The 22,894-nt window shown below is 61.4% G+C and carries 23 protein-coding genes; 11 read left to right on the top strand and 12 right to left on the bottom strand.

The window, feature by feature from the left end; all coding sequences use genetic code 11:
• Positions 1 to 98: 98 nt before the first annotated feature.
• From HU773_RS21320 to HU773_RS21310, 4 genes are all read right to left on the bottom strand, one after another.
• Positions 99 to 281 (bottom strand): hypothetical protein, encoded by a 183-nt coding sequence (locus HU773_RS21320; protein ID WP_115128812.1) that lies wholly within the window; start codon positions 279 to 281, stop codon positions 99 to 101.
• 74 nt (positions 282 to 355) lie between these two features.
• Positions 356 to 484 carry a hypothetical protein gene (locus HU773_RS27580; protein ID WP_258558642.1) on the bottom strand — a complete coding sequence of 43 codons (129 nt, stop codon included), beginning with the start codon at positions 482 to 484 and terminating at the stop codon, positions 356 to 358.
• A 151-nt stretch (positions 485 to 635) separates the two neighbouring features.
• Entirely contained in the window at positions 636 to 1,226 is a 591-nt protein-coding gene (locus HU773_RS21315; protein WP_186625462.1) for an HD domain-containing protein, read from the bottom strand.
• A 27-nt stretch (positions 1,227 to 1,253) separates the two neighbouring features.
• The gene (locus tag HU773_RS21310) at positions 1,254 to 1,565 is read right to left on the bottom strand and encodes an Mpo1-like protein (protein ID WP_057439981.1); all 312 of its coding nucleotides are present in this window, start codon (positions 1,563 to 1,565) and stop codon (positions 1,254 to 1,256) included.
• A 172-nt stretch (positions 1,566 to 1,737) separates the two neighbouring features.
• Here HU773_RS21310 and HU773_RS21305 point away from each other — a divergent pair, with 172 nt between their 5' ends.
• Entirely contained in the window at positions 1,738 to 2,799 is a 1,062-nt protein-coding gene (locus HU773_RS21305; RefSeq protein WP_057960496.1) for an AraC family transcriptional regulator, read from the top strand.
• Here the strand turns inward: HU773_RS21305 and HU773_RS21300 are convergent.
• From HU773_RS21300 to HU773_RS21270, 7 genes are all read right to left on the bottom strand, one after another.
• On the bottom strand, positions 2,756 to 4,210 hold the full coding sequence (locus HU773_RS21300; RefSeq protein ID WP_057960495.1) for a TrkH family potassium uptake protein: 1,455 nt from the start codon (positions 4,208 to 4,210) through the stop codon (positions 2,756 to 2,758). The genes HU773_RS21305 and HU773_RS21300 overlap by 44 nt on opposite strands.
• A 281-nt stretch (positions 4,211 to 4,491) precedes the next feature.
• Complete coding sequence (locus HU773_RS21295) at positions 4,492 to 5,835, bottom strand: imelysin family protein (protein WP_120734466.1); 1,344 nt, start codon at positions 5,833 to 5,835, stop codon at positions 4,492 to 4,494.
• 160 nt (positions 5,836 to 5,995) lie between these two features.
• The gene (locus HU773_RS21290; RefSeq protein ID WP_186625461.1) at positions 5,996 to 8,047 is read right to left on the bottom strand and encodes a putative bifunctional diguanylate cyclase/phosphodiesterase; all 2,052 of its coding nucleotides are present in this window, start codon (positions 8,045 to 8,047) and stop codon (positions 5,996 to 5,998) included.
• Positions 8,048 to 8,264: 217 nt separating this feature from the next.
• Positions 8,265 to 8,453 (bottom strand): hypothetical protein, encoded by a 189-nt coding sequence (locus tag HU773_RS21285; RefSeq protein WP_057439976.1) that lies wholly within the window; start codon positions 8,451 to 8,453, stop codon positions 8,265 to 8,267.
• Positions 8,454 to 8,609: 156 nt separating this feature from the next.
• Positions 8,610 to 9,206 carry a superoxide dismutase gene (locus HU773_RS21280; RefSeq protein ID WP_003212997.1) on the bottom strand — a complete coding sequence of 199 codons (597 nt, stop codon included), beginning with the start codon at positions 9,204 to 9,206 and terminating at the stop codon, positions 8,610 to 8,612.
• A 178-nt stretch (positions 9,207 to 9,384) separates the two neighbouring features.
• Positions 9,385 to 9,984 carry a LysE/ArgO family amino acid transporter gene (locus HU773_RS21275; RefSeq protein WP_170060095.1) on the bottom strand — a complete coding sequence of 200 codons (600 nt, stop codon included), beginning with the start codon at positions 9,982 to 9,984 and terminating at the stop codon, positions 9,385 to 9,387.
• Positions 9,985 to 9,989: 5 nt separating this feature from the next.
• A complete protein-coding gene (locus HU773_RS21270) occupies positions 9,990 to 10,388 on the bottom strand; it encodes an ACT domain-containing protein (RefSeq protein WP_057960493.1) in 399 nt (132 codons plus the stop codon).
• 102 nt (positions 10,389 to 10,490) lie between these two features.
• Between HU773_RS21270 and HU773_RS21265 the strand changes: the two genes are divergently transcribed.
• The 10 genes from HU773_RS21265 to HU773_RS21220 all read left to right on the top strand — a co-directional run bounded on the left by HU773_RS21265 (position 10,491) and on the right by HU773_RS21220 (position 21,790).
• Positions 10,491 to 11,384 carry a LysR family transcriptional regulator ArgP gene (locus HU773_RS21265; RefSeq protein WP_186625460.1) on the top strand — a complete coding sequence of 298 codons (894 nt, stop codon included), beginning with the start codon at positions 10,491 to 10,493 and terminating at the stop codon, positions 11,382 to 11,384.
• A 53-nt stretch (positions 11,385 to 11,437) separates the two neighbouring features.
• Positions 11,438 to 12,436: an NAD-dependent epimerase/dehydratase family protein gene (locus HU773_RS21260; protein WP_057439972.1), complete on the top strand. Its 999-nt coding sequence runs from the start codon at positions 11,438 to 11,440 to the stop codon at positions 12,434 to 12,436.
• A 111-nt stretch (positions 12,437 to 12,547) separates the two neighbouring features.
• Entirely contained in the window at positions 12,548 to 13,390 is an 843-nt protein-coding gene (locus HU773_RS21255; protein ID WP_057439969.1) for a hypothetical protein, read from the top strand.
• Between the two features lie 141 nt (positions 13,391 to 13,531).
• On the top strand, positions 13,532 to 14,791 hold the full coding sequence (locus HU773_RS21250) for a D-mannose isomerase (protein WP_057960492.1): 1,260 nt from the start codon (positions 13,532 to 13,534) through the stop codon (positions 14,789 to 14,791).
• Between the two features lie 106 nt (positions 14,792 to 14,897).
• The gene (locus tag HU773_RS21245) at positions 14,898 to 16,184 is read left to right on the top strand and encodes an ABC transporter substrate-binding protein (protein WP_057960491.1); all 1,287 of its coding nucleotides are present in this window, start codon (positions 14,898 to 14,900) and stop codon (positions 16,182 to 16,184) included.
• A 169-nt stretch (positions 16,185 to 16,353) separates the two neighbouring features.
• Positions 16,354 to 17,262, top strand: coding sequence for a carbohydrate ABC transporter permease (locus HU773_RS21240; RefSeq protein WP_029296391.1), 909 nt, complete (start codon positions 16,354 to 16,356; stop codon positions 17,260 to 17,262).
• Entirely contained in the window at positions 17,255 to 18,097 is an 843-nt protein-coding gene (locus HU773_RS21235) for a carbohydrate ABC transporter permease (protein WP_057439965.1), read from the top strand. Before HU773_RS21240 ends, HU773_RS21235 begins: the two co-directional genes overlap by 8 nt.
• A gap of 2 nt (positions 18,098 to 18,099) precedes the next feature.
• Positions 18,100 to 19,257, top strand: a complete 1,158-nt coding sequence (locus HU773_RS21230) for an ABC transporter ATP-binding protein (RefSeq protein ID WP_128593440.1) — start codon at positions 18,100 to 18,102, stop codon at positions 19,255 to 19,257.
• Positions 19,258 to 19,435: 178 nt separating this feature from the next.
• Positions 19,436 to 20,782, top strand: coding sequence for a carbohydrate porin (locus HU773_RS21225; RefSeq protein ID WP_057439963.1), 1,347 nt, complete (start codon positions 19,436 to 19,438; stop codon positions 20,780 to 20,782).
• 162 nt (positions 20,783 to 20,944) lie between these two features.
• Positions 20,945 to 21,790 (top strand): D-hexose-6-phosphate mutarotase, encoded by an 846-nt coding sequence (locus HU773_RS21220; RefSeq protein WP_170060091.1) that lies wholly within the window; start codon positions 20,945 to 20,947, stop codon positions 21,788 to 21,790.
• An 85-nt stretch (positions 21,791 to 21,875) separates the two neighbouring features.
• On the opposite strand, the gene HU773_RS21215 is transcribed toward HU773_RS21220, so the two are convergent.
• Entirely contained in the window at positions 21,876 to 22,736 is an 861-nt protein-coding gene (locus HU773_RS21215) for a MurR/RpiR family transcriptional regulator (protein ID WP_169866643.1), read from the bottom strand.
• Positions 22,737 to 22,894 lie beyond the last annotated feature (158 nt).

The following is a 22,894-nucleotide window of genomic DNA, read 5'->3' as shown; positions in this document are numbered from 1 at the left end:
GTGGCGTAGCCGCCCCAAAACCAGCCACCTCGGTTTACCTGACAGGGGGGCTGCTGCGCAGCCCAACGGGGGCAAGCCCCCTCGCCACAGGATAAAAATCAGGGGGTTTCGGGGTCGAGCATGCGCGTGGTCACCAGCGCGGCCAGGGCGTTTTCCTGGGTGCCAAAGCGCTTGAGCAGCAGCGCCTGTTTTTCCGGGCTGAGGCGGCTCCAGACGTCGACCATTTGCAGGGCGGCGCCGAGTAACGCTTCATCGGGGGAATTGTGGGGGGTATCGGGCATGTGGCGTGTCTCTTGATTCAGGCGGTGTGGAAAGCGCGCAATGTCACGCTTTCCACACGGTCTGGGTGCTGCGGTCAGTCGTCGCTATCGCTGTCGACCGGTGTTGCCTGTGCCGGCGCTTGTTTGTCACTGCCGGCCTGTTGCGGGGTTGGCTGCTCAGTCTCGTGCAGGCTTGGGAAGGGGAGATTGGGAATTTCGTGCATCGTCGTCGCTCCTCGCAAGGTCTGTTGTGCAATTGCAGATGTGCCACGCTTTTCACAAAGCCTGGGCAGGATACAGCACTGCAAATGACAAAAAGACTTTTATCTCGCCAAATGCGCAAACCTTCATCTACCCGGCGCAAGTGACAAGAGGTCACAGGCTGGCCTGGCGTTCCATGGCGGCCTTGTAGAGCGAGTTTTTTGGCTGGGCAAAGACCCGCGCCAGCTTCGGTTCGAAAAAACTCAGGGGCAGGGTGGCATAGGCGGGGTCGAACGCCGCCGCGTCATACAGTGCGCAGAACTCGATGGTTTGCTCGTACTGCGGGTGTTCGCCAAATTGCTCGCGCAGGTGGCGATCCATGCCCAGATGATGAAAGAAATAGTAGCCCTGGAAAATCCCGTGCTTTTCCACCATCCACAGGTTCTGCGGGCTGACGAACGGCTTGAGGATGGCGGCGGCAATGTCCGGGTGATTGTAGGAGCCCAGGGTGTCGCCGATGTCATGGAGCAGCGCGCAGACCACATATTCTTCGTCGCGGCCATCGTGCCAGGCGCGGCTGGCGGTTTGCAGGGAATGGGTCAGGCGGTCCACCGGGAAACCGCCGAAGTCACCTTCCAGCAGGCGCAGGTGCGCGAGGATCCGTCCGGGCAGTTGGCGGGCGTAGGCACTGAAGTCGGCAGCGATGATTGCCCAGTCTTCCTGGGTGCCGTCCTGCATATGGGTAAAGCGGGCCTGTTGGCTCATCGACATGTCTCTTATTGTTTTGCGGGTTTAGAACGGTACCTTGCCCAGAATCATGTCGCGGTACATCACGAAATCGCCCAGCAGGCTGTAGAACGGATGCTGGAACGTGGCCGGGCGGTTCTTTTCAAAGAAGAAGTGGCCGATCCAGGCAAAGCTGTAGCCGGCCACCGGCAACACCCACAGCAGCCACCAGGCACCTTTGCCGACGGCGAAGGCGAGAATAAAAATCACCAGGCTGGTGCCGATAAAATGCAGGCGCCGGCAGGTGCTGTTGCCGTGTTCGCTCAGGTAATACGGATAGAACTCGGCGAAGCTATTGAATTGTCTGACATTTTCCACGTTGGCCGGCCCTCTGTTTGTTGTTGTGCCCGACGGATGTTCGGCGGGGAGCTTATTTGAGTCTAGAGTCATTACAGGCAAGGGCCAGTGACAATAGACGCCACTTTAGTATCCTTGGGTTCCGGGCTGCGGTTTCAGCCGTCCCTTCATAGAACGCGCGCAAGAAAACGCCATGAACGAACGAACCACTTCTGCAAGTTGGGCGATGGGGATAGTCAAGGCGCTGGAGCTCGATGGCCTGGATTGCCGTGCCCTGTTCCAACAGCTGGGCCTGGATTACCGCGCCCTGGATGACCCCGATGCGCGTTTCCCCCAGGACTCCATGACCCGGCTCTGGCAGCGCGCGGTTGAGCTGTCGGGCAATCCGGCCATTGGCTTGAATATGGGCAAGGTGGTGCGTCCGGCGTCCTTCCATGTGGCGGGTTATGCCTTGATGTCCAGCAGCACCCTGGCTGAAGGCTTTGCCCGGCTGGTGCGTTACCAGCGAATCATTGCCGAAAGTGCCGACCTGAGTTTCCGCCTGTTACCCGAAGGCTATGCGCTGATCCTTACGGTCCACGGCGACCATCTGCCACCCACCCGGCAAAGCGCCGAGGCTTCACTGGCCTGTGCCCTGGCGTTATGTGGCTGGTTGACCGGGCGCACGCTGCAGCCGCGCAAGGTGTTGGTGCAGGGTGATCAGCCAGTGGACCTGGAGCCTTACAAGCAGGCCTTTCATGCACCGCTGGTGTTCAACGCGCCGTATGACGCGCTGATCTTCGAGCGGGCGGACATGGAAGCGCCGTTGCCCACCGCCAATGAGGCTATGGCGCTGCTGCACGATCGATTTGCCGGGGAGTACCTGGCGCGGTTTTCCGAGAGCCGGGTGACCCACAAGGCTCGCCAGGTGCTGTGCCGGCTGTTGCCCCAGGGCGAGCCCAAGCGTGAGGTGGTGGCGCAGACGTTGCACTTGTCCCAGCGCACCTTGCAGCGGCGCTTGCAGGAGGAGGGCACCAGCTTCCAGGCTTTGCTCGACGACACCCGCCGCGAGCTGGCCGAGCAGTACCTGGCGCAGCCGAGCATGACCCTACTGGAAATTGCCTACCTGCTGGGGTTCGCCGACCCGAGTAACTTCTTCCGCGCGTTTCGCCGCTGGTTCGATGCCACGCCCGGCGAATACCGGGCGCGGCTGCAGGCTACGTCGGTGAGTGTCAGTGGCGCCAGAACGCCGGAATGCACAGCACCAACACCGTAATGATCTCCAGCCGGCCCAGCAGCATGCCCAGGGACAGGATCCACTTGGCGGCGTCCGGCAGGGTCGCGAAATTGCCAGCCGGGCCAATGGTTTCCCCCAGCCCCGGACCTACACCGGAGACGGTACTGGCGGCGCCGGTCAAGGCGGTCATCCAGTCCACGCCCAGCAGCGACAGGGCCAGGGCAATCATGCAGATGGTGATGGCGAAGAAGAACGAGAACGTCAGGATCGAGCGCACGATTTCTTCGTCGAGGCGATGGCCGTTGTATTTCTGCTTGATCACCGCCCTTGGGTGAATCAACTGGTTCAAGTTGGCCTTGAGCAGGATATAGGCGACCTGGAAGCGGAAGATCTTGATCCCGCCGGCGGTGGAGCCCGAGCAACCGCCGACAAAGCCCAGGTAGAAGAACAGCATCAGCGAGAAATTGCCCCACAGGCTGTAATCGCCCAGGGCAAAGCCGGTGGTGGTCACCACGGACGTGACGTTCAGCGCGACATGGCGCAGTGCATCCAGCCAGTGCAGGTTGGTGGTCCACCAGTACCAGGTGCCGAGCACCACCCAGGTCACCAGCAGCATCGCCAGCAAACCTTGTACTTGCTGGTCCTTGATCAGCGCCTTGCGGTTGCCACGCAATGTCGCGACATACAGGGCAAACGGCAGGCTGCCCATGATCATCACCACGATCGCCACCCAATGCACCGCCGGCTGTTTCCAGTGGGCCAGGGACTCATCGGAGGTGGAGAACCCACCGGTGGAAATGGCCGACATCGCGTGGTTGATCGCGTCGAACAGGCCCATGCCGGCCCACCAGAACCCGAGGCTGCCGAGGATGGTAATCCCCACATAGGCCGCCACAATCAGGCGCGCCACCATATGGGAGCGCGGCATGACCTTCTCGGAGCGGTCCGAGGATTCGGTCTGGAACAGGCGCATGCCCCCGATGCGCAGCAGCGGCAGGATCGCCACCGCCATGCCGATAAAACCGATGCCGCCGAGCCAGTGCAGCATCGAGCGCCACATCAGGATGCCCGGCGACATGGTGTCCAGGCCGCTGAGCACGGTGGCGCCGGTGGCGGTGATGCCGGACATGCTTTCAAAGAACGAGTCGGTATAGCTGATGTGTTGGGTCAGCAAAAACGGCAGCGCGGCAAAGATGCACACCACCACCCAACTGCTGACCGTCAGCAGGTACATGTCCCGGGGGCGCAGTTGCACCTGCTTCGGGCGCCCGGGAATCACCAGGGCCAGGCCGGCGATAAAAGTGATCATGCTGGCCCAGAGAAAGGACGGCAGGTCGCTGGTGCGCTCGAAAAATATCAGGGTGGCCATGGGCACGACCATGGCGACCGCGAGGGTAATCAGGAAGATGCCGATGATGAAACCAATGATCCGCAGGGTCGGCATTGCCATGAATAGCGCTCGGGTAACAGTCGGAGGCGCCATTCTACCTACGGTGCAGGGCTTGTAAACCGGGGGCTGCAAAGGGGGCGCGGATATGATGTAGGACTTGGCTTAATGGGGAGCTGGCTTGTGTGGGAGCTGGCTTGCCTGCGATGGCGGCGGTTCAGTCAAGCATTCGGGCCTGACCCACCGCCATCGCAGGCAAGCCAGCTCCTACAGGGGAGGTGGCGAGGGCAAACGATGAATACAAAAAAGGCGACCCGAAGGCCGCCTCATTCAAACCGCGTGGATCAGAACTCGTGATCAGCGGTATCCGGGTTCAGGTCTCCGATGCCCAGCTTGCCAGCTGCTTGCTCGATGGAGCCGGTCTGCTTGACCAGGGCGGCGATGGCATCGCGCACGATTTGGTTGCCCGCCGTGTTGCCGGCCGCGATCAACTGGTCGTAGTGCTCACCCTTGTTGGCGTGGTCGACCATGACCTGGATCTTCGCTTCGGTAGCAGCCAGGTCAGCCTTGAGGGCTGCATCGGCGGCCGGGTCGATCTTGGCCACCAGGGACGACAGGCTGGCGCCGGTCAGCTTGGTGCCATCGGCGCGGGTGTACTCGCCCAGGTAGACGTTGCGGATGCCCTTGGCGTCGTAGAACTGCGAATTGTGGGTGTTGTCGCTGAAGCAGTCGTGCTCGTCTTCCGGCGAGTTGGCTTCCAGGGACACCTTCATGCGCTCGCCCGCCAGTTCACCCAGGGACAGGCTGCCCATGCCGAACAGCATCTTGCGCAGGCCGTCGGTCGCAGGTTCTGCTTCCAGGGTGGCGCGGTAGTTGTCTTCGACGTTGGGTTTCCAGTTGCCGACCATTTCTTCGAGGTCGCTGACCAGCAGTTGGGTCACGGCGCGCAGGTAAGTGCGGCGACGCTCGTTATGCCCACCGGTGGCGCCGTCGCCTTGCAGGTAGTCCGACGCTGGACGGTTGCCGGCGCCAGGGCCGGTGCCGTTCAGGTCTTGGCCCCACAGCAGGAATTCGATGGCGTGGTAGCCGGTGGCGACGTTGGCTTCGGAGCCGCCCAGCTCATTGAGGCTGGCGAGTTTTTCCGGGGTGATTTCCTTGACGTCGACCTTGTCTTCGCCGACCTGGATCTCGGTGTTGGCGATGATATTGGCCGTGGCGCCCGGGTTGCCGAGGGCGTGTTCGTAGGACTTGTCGACATAGTCGATCAGGCCTTCGTCCAGCGGCCAGGCGTTCACCTGACCTTCCCAATCGTCAATGATGGTGTTGCCGAAGCGGAACACTTCGCTCTGCAGGTACGGTACGCGCGCGGCGATCCAGGCGGTACGGGCGGCCTTCAGGGTCTCGTCGTTGGGGTTGGCGAGGAAGGTGTCGATCGCGGTCTGCAGGGTTTTTGCGGTGGACTCGGAGTCGCTGTACACCGCGAACACCAGGTCTGCGTAATGCGCGACGACTGCCTTGGCGGCCGCCTCGTCAACCTGGCCGGCGGTAGCGGCAGCCGCTGGAGCGGTAGTGCTGGCAGTTGGCGTCGGCGCCTGAGGCGCGGCAGCCTTGTCTTTGCCCTCGCCGCAGCCGGCGAGAGAAATGGCGATGGCCAGCAGACTGGCGGTGGCCAGGGGCATACGAATCATGGCGAACATCCTGCTTCGGTAGTGGATCGGGGCGCAGTGCAGCGCGCAAAACTGCAACATAATGCGAAAGATTTGCATTTTCTGTAAAGGGTTAACGCAGGAAAAGTTTCATAGTCAGGCGCCAGCCGCCCAAGGCCGTGCCTTGGGCGGCATTAAGGCTTTACAGGATGGCGGCGTTATTGCGCTCGGCTTGCTTGAGGTAGGCCGCCAGCTCACGGGCGGGCAGGGGTTTGCTGTAGTGATAGCCCTGACCTTCGTGGCAGCCTTCGCTGATGATGTAGGCTTCCTGCTCGGGTGTTTCCACACCTTCGGCGATGACCTGCATGCCCAGGCTTTTGCCCAGCTGGATGATCGCCCGCACGATGGTCGCATCGTCGTCGTCGTCCAGCAGGTCCTGGACAAAGCTCTTGTCGATCTTGATTTTGTCCAGAGGCAGGCTTTTCAGGTAACTCAGTGACGAGTAGCCGGTACCGAAATCGTCGATGGCAATCAGCGCGCCGGAGCGGCGCAGGCTCAGCAAGTGCTGGGCGGCGGTGCTGATGTCTTCCATCAGGCCGGTCTCGGTCACTTCCAGTTCCAGGCTGCGCGGCGGCAGGCGATAGATCTGCAGCAGGTTGTTGACCACCCGTGGCAGTTCGGCGTGGTGCAGTTGCACCGTGGACAGGTTGACCGCCATGCGCAGCTCGGTAAAGCCCTGGTCATGCCATTCGCGCAATTGCCGGCAGGCCTGGTCCAGCACCCACTCGCCAATGGGGATGATGGTGCCGTTCTGTTCCGCCAGCGGGATAAACAGGTCCGGTGGCACCAGGCCGTGTTCCGGGTGTTGCCAGCGAATCAGCGCCTCGACGCCGACCACGCGATGATCGGCATAGCTGATCTGCGGTTGGTACACCAGATGAAACTGGTTGCGGCCCAGGGCTTCGCGCAGGTCTTTCTCCAGTTCGCGGCGACGGCGTATCTCGCTGTCGACACTGGCGATATAGAACTGATAGCGATTGCGCGAGCGGCTCTTGGCCAGGGTCATGGTCTGCTCGGCCTTTTGCAGCAGTTTCTCGGTGCTGTCGCCGTCTTCGGGGAACAAGGTGATACCGATGGTGGCGCGCAGGCGGATCTGTTCGTGGTCGAGGGCGAACTCGGCTTCCAGGTCATCGAGGATGCTCTGTGCCAGCTCGGCGGCTTCGTAGGGTTGCTCGATATCGGCCTGGACCAGGGCGAACTGGTCGCCGCCCAGGCGCGCCAGGGCGCCGAGGCGCCCACTGTGGGCACGCAAGCGGTCGGCCAGGGCCAGCAGCAACTGGTCGCCGGCCTGGTAGGTGTACTGCTCGTTGACGCTCTTGAAGTCATCCAGCCCCACGCACAGCACCGCGACCCGGCGTTGCCGGCGCCCGGCGTCGACCAGGATCTTGTCCAGCTGTTCCTGCAGTTTCTGGCGGTTCGGCAGGCCGGTAAGAAAGTCGTACTGGGCCATGCGCAACAGGCTGTTTTCTGCTTCGTGGCGCAAATGGGTGTTGCGCTCGATAGACGCCAGCAACTGGTTGGCAGTGTTGATCCATAGCCCCAGTTCATTCTTTTCGTGGCCCTTGAGTTGCGGGATCTTGTGCTCGCTGGGGCGGTCGGGATTGATCGAACTCAGGTGGCTGATGATCCGCGACAGGGGCTTGGTCAGCAGCCAGTGATAGACCAGGTACAACACCAGGCCCATGGCCAGGGCGCGCAGCACCCCGGAGATAAAAATGATCCCCGAATTGACGATAAAGCCCCGGCCATAGGTGGCGGTGTCGAGGGTGATGCTCAGGTCGCCGTAATACTCGCTATAAGGCCCGCGCCCTACCAGCGGGGTGGTAAAGGTGCGTTCCCGGCCCAGAATCACGTCCGTCAGCCAGCGGCTGGGGGACTGCTGCAAGTCCCGGCTTTTTTCGGCGAGCATGGGTTCATTGGGATGGCCAATGGAGGCCATGCGCACCGCATCATCCTGAAACAGGCCTTCGATGACTTGCATACCCATCTCACGGTCCAGGCTGTAGACGGCCTGGGTCGAGGGGTCGCGAAACATGTCGAGGATGCGCTGGGCATCGCCTGCCACCGCCTGGCGCGTCTTGTAGGCATCAAAGACGATCTGCGCCACGCTCAGTGCCACGCCCACTATCAGTGCCGACAACAGCACCACCCGGAGCAACTTCACCGACAAGCTGTTTTTGAGTTCCAGCTTCAAAGGGTTATTCCTTGTTCCATGCGGGTAGCCTCAATATGCCATGAGTATTGGCAATCCCGTGGTGGCAGTCAAAGGAACATTGCGGTGCGTGGCGTCTGGACGCTAGCGGGGCAAGATCTGGAAGGCGATGGGCGGATCAAATCTTCCGCCCTTTTGCACGGCTGGCGGGCGTACAGGCGTAGGCTTTTCTGCCTGTCGCAAGAGCACGTCGATGGCCTCAAGGGTGCGGGTAGGTAATCTGCATATCGACTTTGGCGTGTACATCTTCGGCTATTTTGCCGGGTTCTTTCTCCTCGTCTTCACCTGACTTGCCCTTTATTGCATTCCCCAGCACTCCCGCCAAGGCACCCACAAGCTCTCCGATCCCTGGCATGGCGCCCTTGGCGAGTTCCATTATTCCAAGCATGGTTGATACTCCTAAAATAGATGAGGGAGTTATTTCTCTCACCGGCTCAGTGGTCAATTCCTGTCGGTGAGTTCCACGGGTGTTGGGGTGAGGTGGTTTCAATCTGGCACAAAAAAGCCCGGCAATTGCCGGGCTCTTTTTTACTGCAAGGGTTACTTACGCAGTGAAGGTTTTGCCTTCGAACTGCTCGGCAACGAACTTCCAGTTGACCAGGTTCCAGAACGCTTCCACATACTTTGGACGCACGTTACGGTAGTCGATGTAGTAGGCGTGTTCCCAGACGTCGCAGGTCAGCAGCGGGGTATCGCCGCTGGTCAGCGGGTTGCCGGCGCCGATGGTGCTGGCCAGGGCCAGGGAACCGTCAGCCTTTTTCACCAGCCAGCCCCAACCGGAACCGAAGGTGCCGACCGAAGTCTTGGTGAACTCTTCCTTGAACTTGTCGAACGAACCGAAAGCGGCGTTGATCGCCTCGGCCAGTGCGCCAGTCGGTTGGCCGCCGGCGTTTGGCGCCAGGCAGTTCCAGTAGAAAGTGTGGTTCCAGACCTGGGCGGCGTTGTTGAAGATGCCACCCGAAGAGGATTTGACGATCTCTTCCAGGGTCTTGCCTTCGAACTCGGTGCCAGGCACCAGGTTGTTCAGGTTCACGACATAGGTGTTGTGGTGCTTGTCGTGGTGATACTCCAGGGTTTCCTTGGAGATGTGCGGCTGCAGGGCATCGTGTGCGTAGGGCAGCGGCGGCAATTCGAAAGCCATGATAATTCTCCTAATCAGGTCAGTTGCGGTGAGCGCAAGGCCGATCACGGGCGGCCAAACAAGCGCCGGGGAGTTTGTACTCTTTGCGGCGCAGGGGCTGGATCATAGCACCGGGGGTGCGGCAAAACCACGCAACAACTGTGTGGGATAGAGGTTCCAGAGCGTTTTGGAATATTCCTCAGGTGCTGATCAATTGATAGGCCACGCTGAACATCATCACCGCCACCAAAAGGTCCAGCAGGCGCCAGGTCGCCGGGCGCGCGAGCCACGGGGCCAGCCACGCCGCGCCCAGGGCCAGGGCGGAAAACCAGAGGAACGACGCACTGGCGGCGCCTGCGACATAAGCGCCCGGCTCGGTTTGCTGGGCGCCCAGGGAACCGATCAGTAACACCGTGTCCAGGTACACATGAGGGTTGAGCAGGGTTACGGCCAGGGCGCTGAGCATCACCGCGCGCAATGAGCGCACCTTCTGGCTCTCGCCTTGCCCCAGGCTTTGCCGCGAACAGGCGCGGCGCAAGGCCAGGGCGCCATACCACAGCAGGAAAGCCGCGCCGCCCCAGCGGGCAATCGCCAGCAATAACGGGTTGTGCGCCAGCACCGTCGCGAGGCCAAACACCCCGGCGGCCACCAGCAGCGCATCACACACCACGCACAAGGCCGCCACTGGCAGGTGATGTTCGCGACGCAGGCTCTGCGCCAGCACAAACGCGTTTTGCGTACCGATAGCCATGATCAGCCCGAGGGCCACCAGCAAGCCGTTCACATAACTTTGCCACATAGGATTTACTCCGCGCCCGCTGCCAGTTGTTTCAATACATCCATTGCCCGCTCGGCATCGTTGCGGCCGACAAACAAATGGTCGTGGTAGTAGCCGGCGACCACGTTGCAACTGATCCCGGCACGTCCCAGGGCAGTGGCGAAGGCGGCGGTCAGGCCGACGGCCTCCAGGGCTGAATGCACGTTCAAGGTGATCCACGCCGCCACATACTCAAAGGCCAGGCCGGCCTGTTCGGCCTGTTGGCGCTCGACAATCACCGTCAAGCCTTCCTGTTCGCGAAAGCTGCCGATCACTTCGCAGGCGGGCAGGCGGTTGTCGGCCAGGGTGCAGAACACATAGTCGCCCGCGTTGAGCTGTGGGCTCATGCTGCGCAGTAGGGTTGCCAGGGCGGTTTCGCCAGCCATTGGAAGATCCTTGAAAGAAGATAAACACGGGATGCTGGTCATTCTCCGGTCTGGCGCTGTATAAGAAAAACCAATATTGCTCATCGCTCATTAGGAAAACTGATGTTCGACTACAAATTGCTCTCTGCCCTGGCGGCGGTGGTGGAACAGGCCGGCTTCGAACGTGGCGCCCAGGTGCTGGGCGTGTCGCAATCGGCTATTTCCCAGCGCATCAAATTGCTCGAAGCGCGTATCGGCCAGCCAGTACTGGTGCGCGCGACGCCGCCCACCCCCACGGAAATCGGCCGGCGCCTGCTTAACCATGTGCAGCAGGTGCGCCTGCTGGAGCGCGACCTGCAAAGCCAGGTGCCGGCGTTGGACGAGGAGGGCATGCCGGAGCGCCTACGGATTGCCATCAACGCCGACAGCCTGGCCACATGGTGGGGGCAGGCGGTGGGGGATTTTTGCGCCGAACAGCATGTGTTGCTGGAGTTGGTGGTGGAAGACCAGACCGTCGGCCTCAAGCGCATGCGCGCCGGCGAAGTGGCGGCCTGCGTCTGCGCCAGCGAGCGCCCGGTGGCCGGTGCCCGCAGCCTGCTGCTGGGGGCCATGCGCTATCGGGCCCTGGCCAGCCCGGCGTTTATCGCCCGGCACTTTCCCGGCGAGGTGCGCGCCGATCAGTTGGCCCGGACCCCGGCGCTGGTATTTGGCCCGGATGATTTCCTGCAGCATCGCTACCTCGCCTCGCTGGGCGTGGACGGCGGTTTCGAGCACCATTTATGCCCGTCTTCCGAAGGGTTTATCCGCCTGGCCGAGGCCGGCCTGGGCTGGGGGCTGGTGCCGGAGTTACAGGTGCGTGAGCAACTGCAGCGTGGGGTGCTGGTGGAGTTATTGCCAGATAAACCCATTGATGTGCCGTTGTACTGGCATCATTGGCGCAGTGGTGGGCAATTGCTCGGCTTGTTGACCGAGCATCTGGCGCGGGCGACCGGCCAGTTGTTGGTGCCGTTGGGGTGACGGCTGGCGTCAACGCAACTGTGATGAAAAATGTAAAGAGCACGGAGTAATACATGAAAATTCTGGTCACCGGCGCAAGCGGCTTCATTGGCGGGCGCTTTGCGCGCTTCGCCCTGGAGCAGGGCCTGGACGTGCGGGTCAACGGGCGGCGGGCCGAGGGTGTCGAGCACCTGGTACGGCGCGGCGCCGAGTTTATCCAGGGTGATCTGAATGATCCGGATCTGGTGCGCAACCTGTGCCGCGACGTCGAAGCCGTCGTGCATTGTGCCGGTGCCGTAGGGTTGTGGGGGCGTTACCAGGACTTTTACCAGGGCAATGTGCAGGTGACCGAAAACGTGGTCGAAGCCTGCCTGAAACAGCGGGTCGGGCGCCTGGTGCACTTGTCGTCGCCGTCGATCTATTTCGATGGCCGCGATCACCTGGGGCTGACCGAAGAGCAAGTGCCCAAGCGCTTCAAGCATCCCTATGCGGCCACCAAGTACCTGGCCGAGCAAAAAGTCTTCGGTGCCCAGGAGTTCGGTCTAGAAGTGCTGGCCCTGCGCCCGCGCTTTGTCACCGGGGCCGGGGATATGAGCATCTTCCCGCGACTGTTGAAAATGCAGCGCAAAAACCGCCTGGCCATCGTCGGCGACGGCCTGAACAAGGTTGATTTCACCAGTGTGCACAACCTCAACGAGGCCCTGCTCAGCAGCCTGCTGGCCACTGGCTCGGCGTTGGGCAAGGCCTATAACATCAGCAATGGCACGCCGGTGCCGGTGTGGGACGTGATCAACTACGTGATGCGCCAGATGGAAATGCCCCAGGTCACGCGTTACCGTTCCTACGGCTTGTCCTACAGCGTCGCGGCGCTCAATGAAGCCTTCTGCGCGATGTGGCCGGGGCGTCCGGAGCCGTCACTGTCACGCCTGGGCATGCAGGTGATGAACAAGGATTTCACCCTGGACATCAGCCGCGCGCAGCACTACCTCGATTACCAACCCAGGGTCAGCCTGTGGACAGCGCTCGACGAATTTTGCCACTGGTGGAAAGTCCAGGAACCGGGCTCCCAGTAGCCTTCGCAACACCGGGAACCGATTTTTCGGTTGCCGCTCGACCAAGGCGACGGGTCAGGGGTTTATACTCCCGCCGCTTGGTTTTTTATGTGGCTATCTCAAGGTTGATTCATGCGTAACGATACTAAAGACGACTTCGACAATGTGCCGAGCCTGCGGGCCGACGTTGGCGATGACGATGATTTTGTGCCGACAGCTGCCACCTCCATCCGCTCGCGCCCGGCGCCGGTGGTCAAGGTCAAGAGTGCCAGTACCGGGCCGTTGTGGGCCCTGGTCGGCGCGCTGCTGTTCGCCTTCGTGGGCCTGGCCTGGTGGAGTTTCCAGCAGATCTCCCTGATGGGGCAGCAACTGGTGGCCACCCAGGAAAGCTTTGCGCGCATCAGCGAAGAAGCCGCCGGCCGCTTGCAGGACATTTCCGGCAAGGTGGTGGCCAGTGAGGCCATCGTCAATACCGGTAGCGAAGCGCTCAAGCTGCAGATCAAGCAGTTGGAAAGCCAATTGCTGGAGCAGGGCAAGCAGCAGTTGGGCGTGGCGGGCCAGGCCACCGACCTGGACAAGCGCCTGGCGCAGATGAGTGCCAGCACCACGGACCTGGCCACCGCCAATACCCAGTTGCAGGCCCAGGTGCTGAGCCTGGTCAATGAATTGACCGCCCTCAAGGCCGCACAGGCCGAAGCCGCCAAATTGAATGCCGACGTCAAGGAACTGGGCACGGAGGTGGCCGCCTTGAAGAAGCAGGGCAATCCGGCCACGGCCATTGCACGCCTGGAACAGGACCTGCTGGTGGTCAAGAGCGAACTGGACAACCGCGCCGCCACCGAAGGGCCGTCGAATAAAGAGTTCGACGTGTTCCGTATCCAGACCACCCGCAACATCACCACCTTGCAAACCCAGATGCAGAACCTGCAACGGGAAGTGAGTGCGCCGGCCAAGGTCACGCCCCTGGGCCAGTGACGCCATTGTTACTCTTGGGGCCGGCTTGCCGGCTCTTGCCAATGTCACCAATCGGTGACATTTCCTCGCTCTTTCGTTACATGCCCTCTCCCGACCCTTGTTTAGACTGCGGTCATCCCATAAAAACAAAAAGGGCCACCCATGATCATGCAACCACTGCCTGCCAGCAGTTGGCTGAACGCCCCTGCCCATCACGCCTGGCTCGCCGCCGAAGGCCAGCGCCTGCTGGGTTTTGCCAAGGCCTCGCGGCTGCCTGAAGGCTTCGGCAACCTCGATGTACAGGGCCGTCTGCCCGTCGATGCCCACGCCGAAACCATGAACACCGCCCGCATGACCCACAGCTTCGCCATGGCTCACGCCCAAGGGCTGCCGGGCTATGCCGAGCTGGTGGAGCACGGTGTGGCCAGCCTCGGCGGCCCGTTGCGGGATGCCGAGCATGGCGGCTGGTTTGCCGTCGCCGGCGCGGGTGATGGCAATACGGGCAAGGCCGCCTACCTGCACGCCTTTGTCGCCCTGGCCGCCAGTTCCGCCGTGGTGGCGGGTGCCCCTGGGGCGCAAGCTCTGTTGACGGATGCCATGCAGATCATCGACCAGCATTTCTGGTGCGAGGAGGAGGGCGCAATGCTTGAATCCTTCGCCCGGGACTGGAGCGGTGAAGAAGCCTATCGCGGCGCCAACAGCAATATGCACGCCACCGAAGCCTTTCTGGCCCTGGCCGATGTCACCGGCGACACGCGCTGGCTGGGGCGGGCGCTGCGTATTGTCGAACGGGTGATCCATCGGCACGCCGCCGCCAATGAATTTATGGTGATCGAGCATTTCGACCGCTATTGGCAACCCCTGCACCGTTACAACGAAGACAACCCGGCCGACGGCTTTCGCCCCTACGGCATCACTCCCGGGCACGGCTTTGAATGGGCGCGCCTGGTGTTGCACCTTGAAGCCGCACGCCAGCAGGCGGGGCTCGTCACGCCAGCGTGGTTGCTGGAGGATGCCAAGGCTTTGTTCGCCAGCGCCTGCGAGTATGGCTGGTCGGTGGACGGTGGCCCGGGCCTGGTCTACACCCTGGACTGGCACTACCGCCCGGTGGTGCGCGAGCGTCTGCATTGGACCCACGCCGAAGCCAGCGCGGCCGCCCAGGCCCTGCTCAAGCGCACCGGCGAGTGGCATTACGAGGTCTGGTACCGGCGCTTCTGGGAGTTCTGTGAAACCCACCTGATCGACCGGGTCCAGGGCAGTTGGCACCACGAACTCGACCCGCAAAACCTGCCCGCCAGCAAAATCTGGGGGGGCAAGCCGGACCTGTACCATGCCTGGCAGGCCGTATTGCTGCCGGGCCTGCCGTTATCCCCAAGCATGGCCAGTGCGCTGGGGGCCGGTTGCTATGTCACCAAGTGGTGACATTTGCCCGTCCCTTTGTTACGTGCCTGGCAAAAATCCCTGTTTAGAATCCTATGCAGCGCAAGCTCCAGACTTGCATGCATAACAACAAGAAAAAGGTACTCAGATGAACGCGATTAATCGCCTCGCCGTTGCTATTTCCATTGCCTCGTTGTTTCCCCTCAGTGCATTTGCCGCCGACTCCAAAGGGACGGTTGAAGTTGTGCATTGGTGGACCTCGGGCGGTGAGAAGGCGGCGGTGGATGTCCTGAAGGCCCAAGTTGAGAAAGACGGTTTTACCTGGAAAGACGGGGCCGTCGCAGGCGGCGGCGGTGCCACGGCCATGACCGTGCTGAAAAGCCGCGCGGTCGCCGGCAACCCGCCAGGCGTAGCCCAGATCAAAGGCCCCGACATCCAGGAATGGGCGTCCACCGGGCTGCTCGACACCGACGTCCTGAAGGACGTGGCCAAGGCCGAAAAGTGGGACGAACTGCTCGACAAGAAAGTCTCCGACACGGTGAAGTACGAAGGTGATTACGTGGCCGTGCCGGTGAATATCCACCGCGTCAACTGGCTGTGGATCAACCCTGAAGTCTTCAAGAAAGCCGGCATCAGCAAAAACCCTACGACCCTTGAAGAATTCTATGCCGCCGGTGACAAGCTCAAGGCTGCCGGCTTCATTGCGCTCGCCCACGGTGGCCAGCCTTGGCAGGACAGTACGGTGTTCGAAGCCGTGGTGCTCTCGGTCATGGGCGTGGACGGCTACAAGAAAGCCCTGGTCGACCTCGACAACGCGACCCTGACCGGCCCGGACATGGTCAAGGCGCTGACCGAGCTGAAAAAGGTCGCGACCTATATGGACGCCGACGGCAAGGGCCAGGACTGGAACCTGGAAGCCGCCAAAGTCATCAACGGCAAGGCCGGCATGCAGATCATGGGTGACTGGGCCAAGAGCGAGTGGACAGCCGCCAAGAAAATCGCCGGCAAGGACTACGAGTGCGTAGCCTTCCCGGGCACCGACAAGGCCTTCACCTACAACATCGACTCCCTGGCGGTGTTCAAGCAGAAAAATGCCGGTACCTCGGCCGGTCAGCAAGACATCGCCAAGGTCGTGCTGGGTGAGAACTTCCAGAAGGTCTTCAGCATCAACAAGGGCTCGATCCCGGTGCGCAACGACATGCTCGGCGACATGGCCAAATACGGCTTCGACAGCTGCGCCCAGACGGCGGCCAAGGACTTCCTGGTGGATGCCAAGTCCGGCGGCCTGCAACCGAGCATGGCGCACAACATGGCGACCACGCTGGCGGTGCAGGGCGCGTTCTTTGATGTGGTGACCAACTTCATCAACGACCCGAAAGCCGACCCGGCCGACACCGCCAAGAAACTTGGCGCGGCGATCAAGTCTGCCAAGTAACCCCTAGGGGCAATCGGTTTCAGTGTGGGAGCGGGCTTGCCCGCGATGCAAGCGCCTCGGTGTAGCAGTGACACTCAGGTGATGCCATCGCAGGCAAACCAGCCCCCACCCAAAGCCGACTCCCACAAGGTTATCCATTAGTCCCTTATTCCCTGCCCTGGATTTCCCCATGAGTTCTGTTGCTGTGTTCAGCAAGGCCTCGCCGTTCGATGCATTGCAGCGCTGGCTCCCCAAACTGGTGCTGGCCCCGAGCATGTTCATCGTTCTGGTGGGCTTCTATGGCTACATCCTGTGGACGTTCGTGCTGTCGTTCACCAACTCCACCTTCCTGCCCACCTACAAATGGGTGGGCCTGGCGCAATACGCACGGTTGTTCGACAACGACCGCTGGTGGGTGGCGAGCAAAAACCTGGCGCTGTTCGGCGGCATGTTTATCGGCATCACCCTGGTGATCGGCGTGCTGCTGGCGGTCTTTCTCGACCAGCGCATCCGCCGCGAAGGCTTTATCCGCACCATCTACCTGTACCCGATGGCGCTCTCGATGATCGTCACCGGTACTGCCTGGAAATGGCTGCTCAACCCCGGCATGGGCCTGGACAAACTGCTGCGCGACTGGGGCTGGGAAGGCTTCCGGCTGGACTGGCTGATCGACCCGGACCGCGTGGTGTATTGCCTGGTGATTGCGGCGGTATGGCAAGCCTCGGGCTTTATCATGGCGATGTTCCTCGCCGGCCTGCGTGGGGTTGATCAGTCGATCATCCGTGCCGCACAGATCGACGGCGCGAGCCTGCCGCGTATCTACTGGAGCGTGGTGCTGCCCAGCCTGCGCCCGGTGTTCTTCAGCGCGGTGATGATCCTTGCGCACATCGCCATCAAGAGCTTTGACCTGGTGGCGGCAATGACGGCCGGTGGCCCTGGCTACTCGTCCGACCTGCCGGCGATGTTCATGTATTCCTTCACCTTCAGTCGCGGCCAGATGGGCATGGGCTCGGCCAGTGCGATCCTGATGCTCGGCGCGATCCTCGCGATCATCGTGCCTTACCTGTACTCCGAGCTGAGGACCAAGCGCCATGACTAGTCTCGCCAAACCTTCCATCAGCTTCAGCCGCCTGGCGATCCATGCGGTGCTGATCCTCGCCGTGGTGCTGTACCTGGTGCCGCTGGTGGTGATGCTGCTGACCAGCTTCAAGACCCCGGAAGACATCAGCACCGGCAACCTGCTGAGCTGGCCGACGGTGATTACCGGGATCGGCTGGGTCAAGGCCTGGGCCACGGTAAACGGGTACTTCTGGAACTCGTTCATGATCACCATCCCGGCGGTGCTGATCTCCACCACCATCGGTGCGTTGAACGGCTACGTGCTGTCGATGTGGCGTTTTCGCGGTTCGCAGTTGTTCTTCGGCCTGTTGTTGTTCGGCTGCTTCCTGCCGTTCCAGACCGTCTTGCTGCCGGCCTCGTTCACCCTCGGCAAAATGGGCCTGGCCAGCACCACCACCGGCCTGGTGTTCGTGCACGTGGTCTACGGCCTGGCATTCACCACGCTGTTCTTCCGCAACTACTACGTGAGCATTCCGGATGCGCTGGTCAAGGCTGCGCGCCTGGATGGCGCAGGATTCTTCACCATCTTCCGTCGGATCATTCTGCCGATGTCGACCCCGATCATCATGGTCTGCCTGATCTGGCAGTTCACCCAGATCTGGAACGACTTCCTGTTTGGTGTGGTGTTCTCCAGCGGTGATTCGCAGCCCATCACGGTGGCGCTGAACAACCTGGTCAACACCAGCACCGGGGCCAAGGAATATAACGTTGATATGGCGGCGGCGATGATCGCCGGGCTGCCGACCCTGCTGGTCTATGTGGTCGCAGGCAAGTATTTCGTGCGCGGCCTCACGGCTGGCGCGGTCAAGGGGTAATCATGGCTACGCTCGAACTTCGCAACGTAAACAAGACCTATGGTGCCGGCCTGCCGGACACCCTGAAGAACATCGAACTGTCGATCAAGGACGGTGAGTTCCTGATTCTTGTCGGGCCCTCGGGCTGCGGCAAGTCGACCCTGATGAACTGCATCGCCGGCCTGGAAAACATCAGCGGCGGCGCGATCATGATCGGTGACCAGGACGTCAGCGGCATGAGCCCCAAGGACCGGGATATCGCCATGGTGTTCCAGTCCTACGCCCTGTACCCGACCATGAGCGTGCGCGAGAACATCGAGTTCGGTCTGAAAATCCGCAAGATGAGCCAGGCCGACATCGACGAGGAAGTGGCGCGGGTGGCCAAGCTGCTGCAGATCGAGCACTTGCTCAATCGCAAGCCGGGCCAGCTCTCGGGCGGCCAGCAACAACGTGTGGCCATGGGCCGGGCGCTGGCGCGGCGGCCGAAGATCTACCTGTTCGACGAGCCACTGTCCAACCTCGACGCCAAGCTGCGGGTCGAGATGCGCACCGAAATGAAACTGATGCACCAGCGCCTGAAAACCACCACGGTCTACGTGACCCACGACCAGATCGAAGCGATGACCCTGGGCGACAAAGTGGCGGTGATGAAGGACGGGATCATCCAGCAGTTCGGCACGCCGAAAGACATCTACAACGATCCGGCCAACCTGTTTGTGGCGAGCTTTATCGGCTCGCCGCCGATGAACTTCATCCCCCTGCGCCTGCAACGCAAGGAGGGCCGCCTGCTGGCCCTGCTCGACAGCGGTCAGGCGCGTTGCGAATTGCCACTGGGCATGAACGATGCGGGTCTTGAAGACCGCGATGTGATCCTCGGCCTGCGCCCGGAGCAAATTGTCCTGGCCAGCGGCGAGGGCAATGGCCTGCCGAGCATTCGTGCCGAAGTCCAGGTGACCGAGCCCACAGGCCCGGACACCCTGGTGTTCGTGCAGCTCAATGACACCAAGGTCTGCTGCCGCCTGGCGCCAGATGTGGCGCCGCAAGTGGGCGAGAGCCTGACCTTGCAGTTCGATCCGGCCAAGGTGCTGCTGTTCGACGCCAAGACCGGCGAACGCCTGGGCACCGCCGCGTCAGTGCCAGTGCCACACGCCGACAACGTCACCCAATTTAAAGGCCGCTGAAAATCAAAATGTGGGAGCGGGCTTGCCCGCGATACAGGCCGCTCGGTCTACCAGGCACACCGCAGTGATGCCATCGCGAGCAAGCCCGCTCCCACACATTCGATGTGGATGTTTCGGAAATAGCTGTAAACCGCGTTAGATAAAAACAGTTAATAACAATAAAGACGAGGATGTAGGGATGAAAAAGCAACACAACAACACTCGCTTGATCTGCCAGCTGTCAGCAGCGGCAGCGCTGGTTTTGTCCGCCAATGCGATGGCAGACGAGGCCTTCAGTGCCGATTCCAAATGGATGACCGGCGATTGGGGCGGCGAGCGGACCAAGCTGATCGAGCGGGGTATCGACATCAAGGCCGACTACGTTGGGGAAGCGGGCTACAACGCCCACGGCGGCTACAACGATGACAAGACCGGTCGTTATGCTGACCAGTTCGGCCTCGGCGTAGCGCTGGACCTGCAAAAACTCTGGGGCTGGGACAACACCCAGGCCAAGATCCAGATGACCAGCCGTAATGGCCGCAACATCTCCAATGACCGCATTGGCGACCCGCGTGCCGGCACCTTGAGTTCGTCTCAAGAAGTGTACGGCCGTGGCCATATGGTGCGCCTGACCCAGTTCTGGATTCAGCACCAGATGTTCGACAACAAGCTGGATGTGAAACTCGGTTACTTCGGTGAAGGCGAAGACTTCAACACCTTCCCGTGCGACTTCCAGAACCTCTCGTTCTGCGGCTCCCAAGTGGGTAACTACGTCAACACCTGGTACAACTGGCCGGTCAGCCAGGCCGCGATCCGCGTGAAGTACCACATCACGCCTGAGCTGTATGCGCAGATCGGCGCGTACAACCAGAACCCCTCGCAGCTGGAGCACGGCAACGGCTTCAAGCTCAGCGGCAGTGGCACCAAGGGCACCGTGATTCCGGTGGAGCTGGTCTGGTCGCCGAAGGTCAATAACCTGCCGGGCGAATACCGTGTGGGTTACTACAAGAGCGCCGCCGATGCTCCCGACGTACGTGAAGACGTCAACGGCGACAATGCGGCCACCACTGGCGCAGACTACCGTACCCGCAGCAGCAAAAAAGGCTATTGGTTCGTTGCCCAGCAGCAGCTCACCACCCATAACGGCGACGCTTCCCGCGGCCTGAACATCGCGGCCAACGCCACCTTCCACGACAAGGAAACCAACACGGTCGACAACTATCAGTCGATCATGCTGGTGTACAAAGGCCCATTCGATGCGCGTCCAAAAGATGACGTCGGCATTGGTGCTGCTCGCCTGCATGTCAACGATGACGTGCGCAAGAACGCCGAGTTGTTGAACGAAGCGGGCGGTTTCACCGATTACAGCCAGGCAGGTTATGCGCCACTGCGCGGCACCGAGTACAACTACGAAATCAACTACGGCTTCCACGTCACCAACTGGTTGACCGTGCGTCCCAACCTGCAATACGTCACCCACCCAGGTGGCGTGGATAAAGTCGACAACGCCCTGGTCGCCGGTCTGAAAATTCAGTCGGTGTTCTAACGCGGTTGCGATAAGCTCCTTCTCTCTGTGCGCATTTTGCGGGTAGCCATGGCTATCCGCTTTTTTTTGAGCGGGTGCGCATAACGCGTGTGGGAGCTGGCAAGCCAGCTTCCACAGGTTCACCAAAGAGGTGAGCGATAGTGATCTACAGGACCGTGGCACATGCATGAGCATCCGCTGCAACGCTTTTTCAAATCCCTGCGCGAGCAACCGGTATTCGCCTGGGAGCGCTTCCAGATGCGCGACGTATTGGTGATTGACCACCCCCTGTGCCAGGCGGTATTCAGCCGCCAGGGCGCGCAGTTGCTGCATTTCCAACCCACGGGCCAGAAGCCATGGCTGTGGTGCGCGGCCAAGTGGCCGCAGGTCGGGGCGATCCGTGGCGGCGTGCCAGTGTGCTGGCCGTGGTATGGCCGCCATCCCAGCGAAAACGCCTGGCCCTCCCATGGTTGGGCACGCTTGATTGACTGGAAGCTATTGGACAGCAGCACCGATGACGACGGTGTGCGCCTGCATTGGCAATTGCAGCTGTGCGATTGGCAGGTGGACCTGCATGCGCACCTGGGCGAAACCCTCGAACTGCGCCTGAGCACCGAGCATCAGGATGAGCTGCCGTGCCAGTTGAGCCACGCTTTGCACGCCTATTGGCGGATTGGCAACGTGGGCGAGATAGCGCTGTCTGGGCTCGACGGGGCGCAGGGTTACGACCAGTTGAGTCGTCAGGTTTGCCAGCAGCAAGGTGAGTTGCGCGTCGATGGCGGCTGCCAGCGCGTGTTCCAGCATGAGGGGGAGTTGCAGCTCAAAGACCACGCCTGGCAGCGCGAACTGTGCATCGACACTGGCGACAGTGCCGACACGGTGGTCTGGCATCCGGGCAGCCGGCCATTGCTGGGGGTGAGCTTTAACGAGGCGTCGGGCTTTGTGTGCGTGGAGTCGGCCATGGCTGGGGCCAGCCTGGCGCCGGGGGAGAGGGCGCATTTGAGTTTGCAGGCCCGGGCGGGGGGTTAGTGGTGTTGCCCTGGGCCTCATCGCGGGCAAGCCCGCTCCCACAAGGTAGCGGGCTGGGCTGGCCCTGCTGGAGGCGATTCCAGCTTTAGTTGAACTCATCCCCCACCGGATACCGGCTGTCATTCAAGCTCTCTTTGATCTTGCGCAGATGGGGCTGGAAATCCACACCACGGCGCAAGGTCATGCCGGTCGCCAGCACATCCAGCACTGTCAACTGAATGATCCGCGAGGTCATTGGCATATAGATGTCGGTGTCTTCCGGCAGCGGTATGTTCAAGCTCACCGTACTGACCTTGGCCAATGGCGAGTTCTCGGCCGTCACGCCCAGCACCGAGGCGCCGTTCTCCCGGGCAATGCGCGCTACTTCCACCAGCTCGCGGGTGCGGCCGGTGTAGGAAATGATCACGAACAGCTCGCCGGTATGCGCTACCGAGGCAATCATGCGTTGCATCAATACGTCGGCGTGGGCCGTCACCGACAGGTTGAAACGGAAGAACTTGTGCAGGGCATCCATGGCCACTGGCGCCGAAGCACCGAGGCCGAAGAAGTGGATCTGCCGTGCCTGGATCAGCAAGTCCACGGCCTTGCTGATAAGCGCGGGGTCCAGGGCCTGGCAGGCGCTGTCCAATGAAGCGATGGCGCTGCCAAAAATCTTCTGCGTGTAGGCCTCGGGGTTATCATCGGCCTCCACGGCGCGGCTGACATAGGCCGCGCCACTGGCCAGGCTTTGCGCCAGTTGCAATTTCAGTTCAGGGTAACCGCTGACGCCGAACGAGCGGCAGAAACGGTTGACCGTCGGTTCACTGACCGAGGCGGCTTGGGCGAGGGCGGCGATCGAGAAGCGGGTCGCCTGCTGTGGGTTGAGCAGGATGACCTCGGCGACTTTTTTCTCGGCCTTGTTCAATTCTTCGAGGCGGTTCCGGATCTGTTCCAGAAGATTGCGCACGCGGTCCATTCAGTCTTTCCTTCGGGCGACGATGCAAGTAAGGGCCAGTAACAGGTCGACGAGCGGCCCTTGGCGGTGGCCTATCCTACTGAGGGTAGTTGAACACCACCACTCGCAATGCGTATTTTGGGAAAATGTTGTGGTTATTACTACATTTT

Source organism: Pseudomonas shahriarae, assembly GCF_014268455.2.
GTDB classification, from domain to species: Bacteria; Pseudomonadota; Gammaproteobacteria; order Pseudomonadales; family Pseudomonadaceae; genus Aquipseudomonas; species Aquipseudomonas shahriarae.
This window is presented reverse-complemented; position numbering and strand designations above follow the sequence as displayed.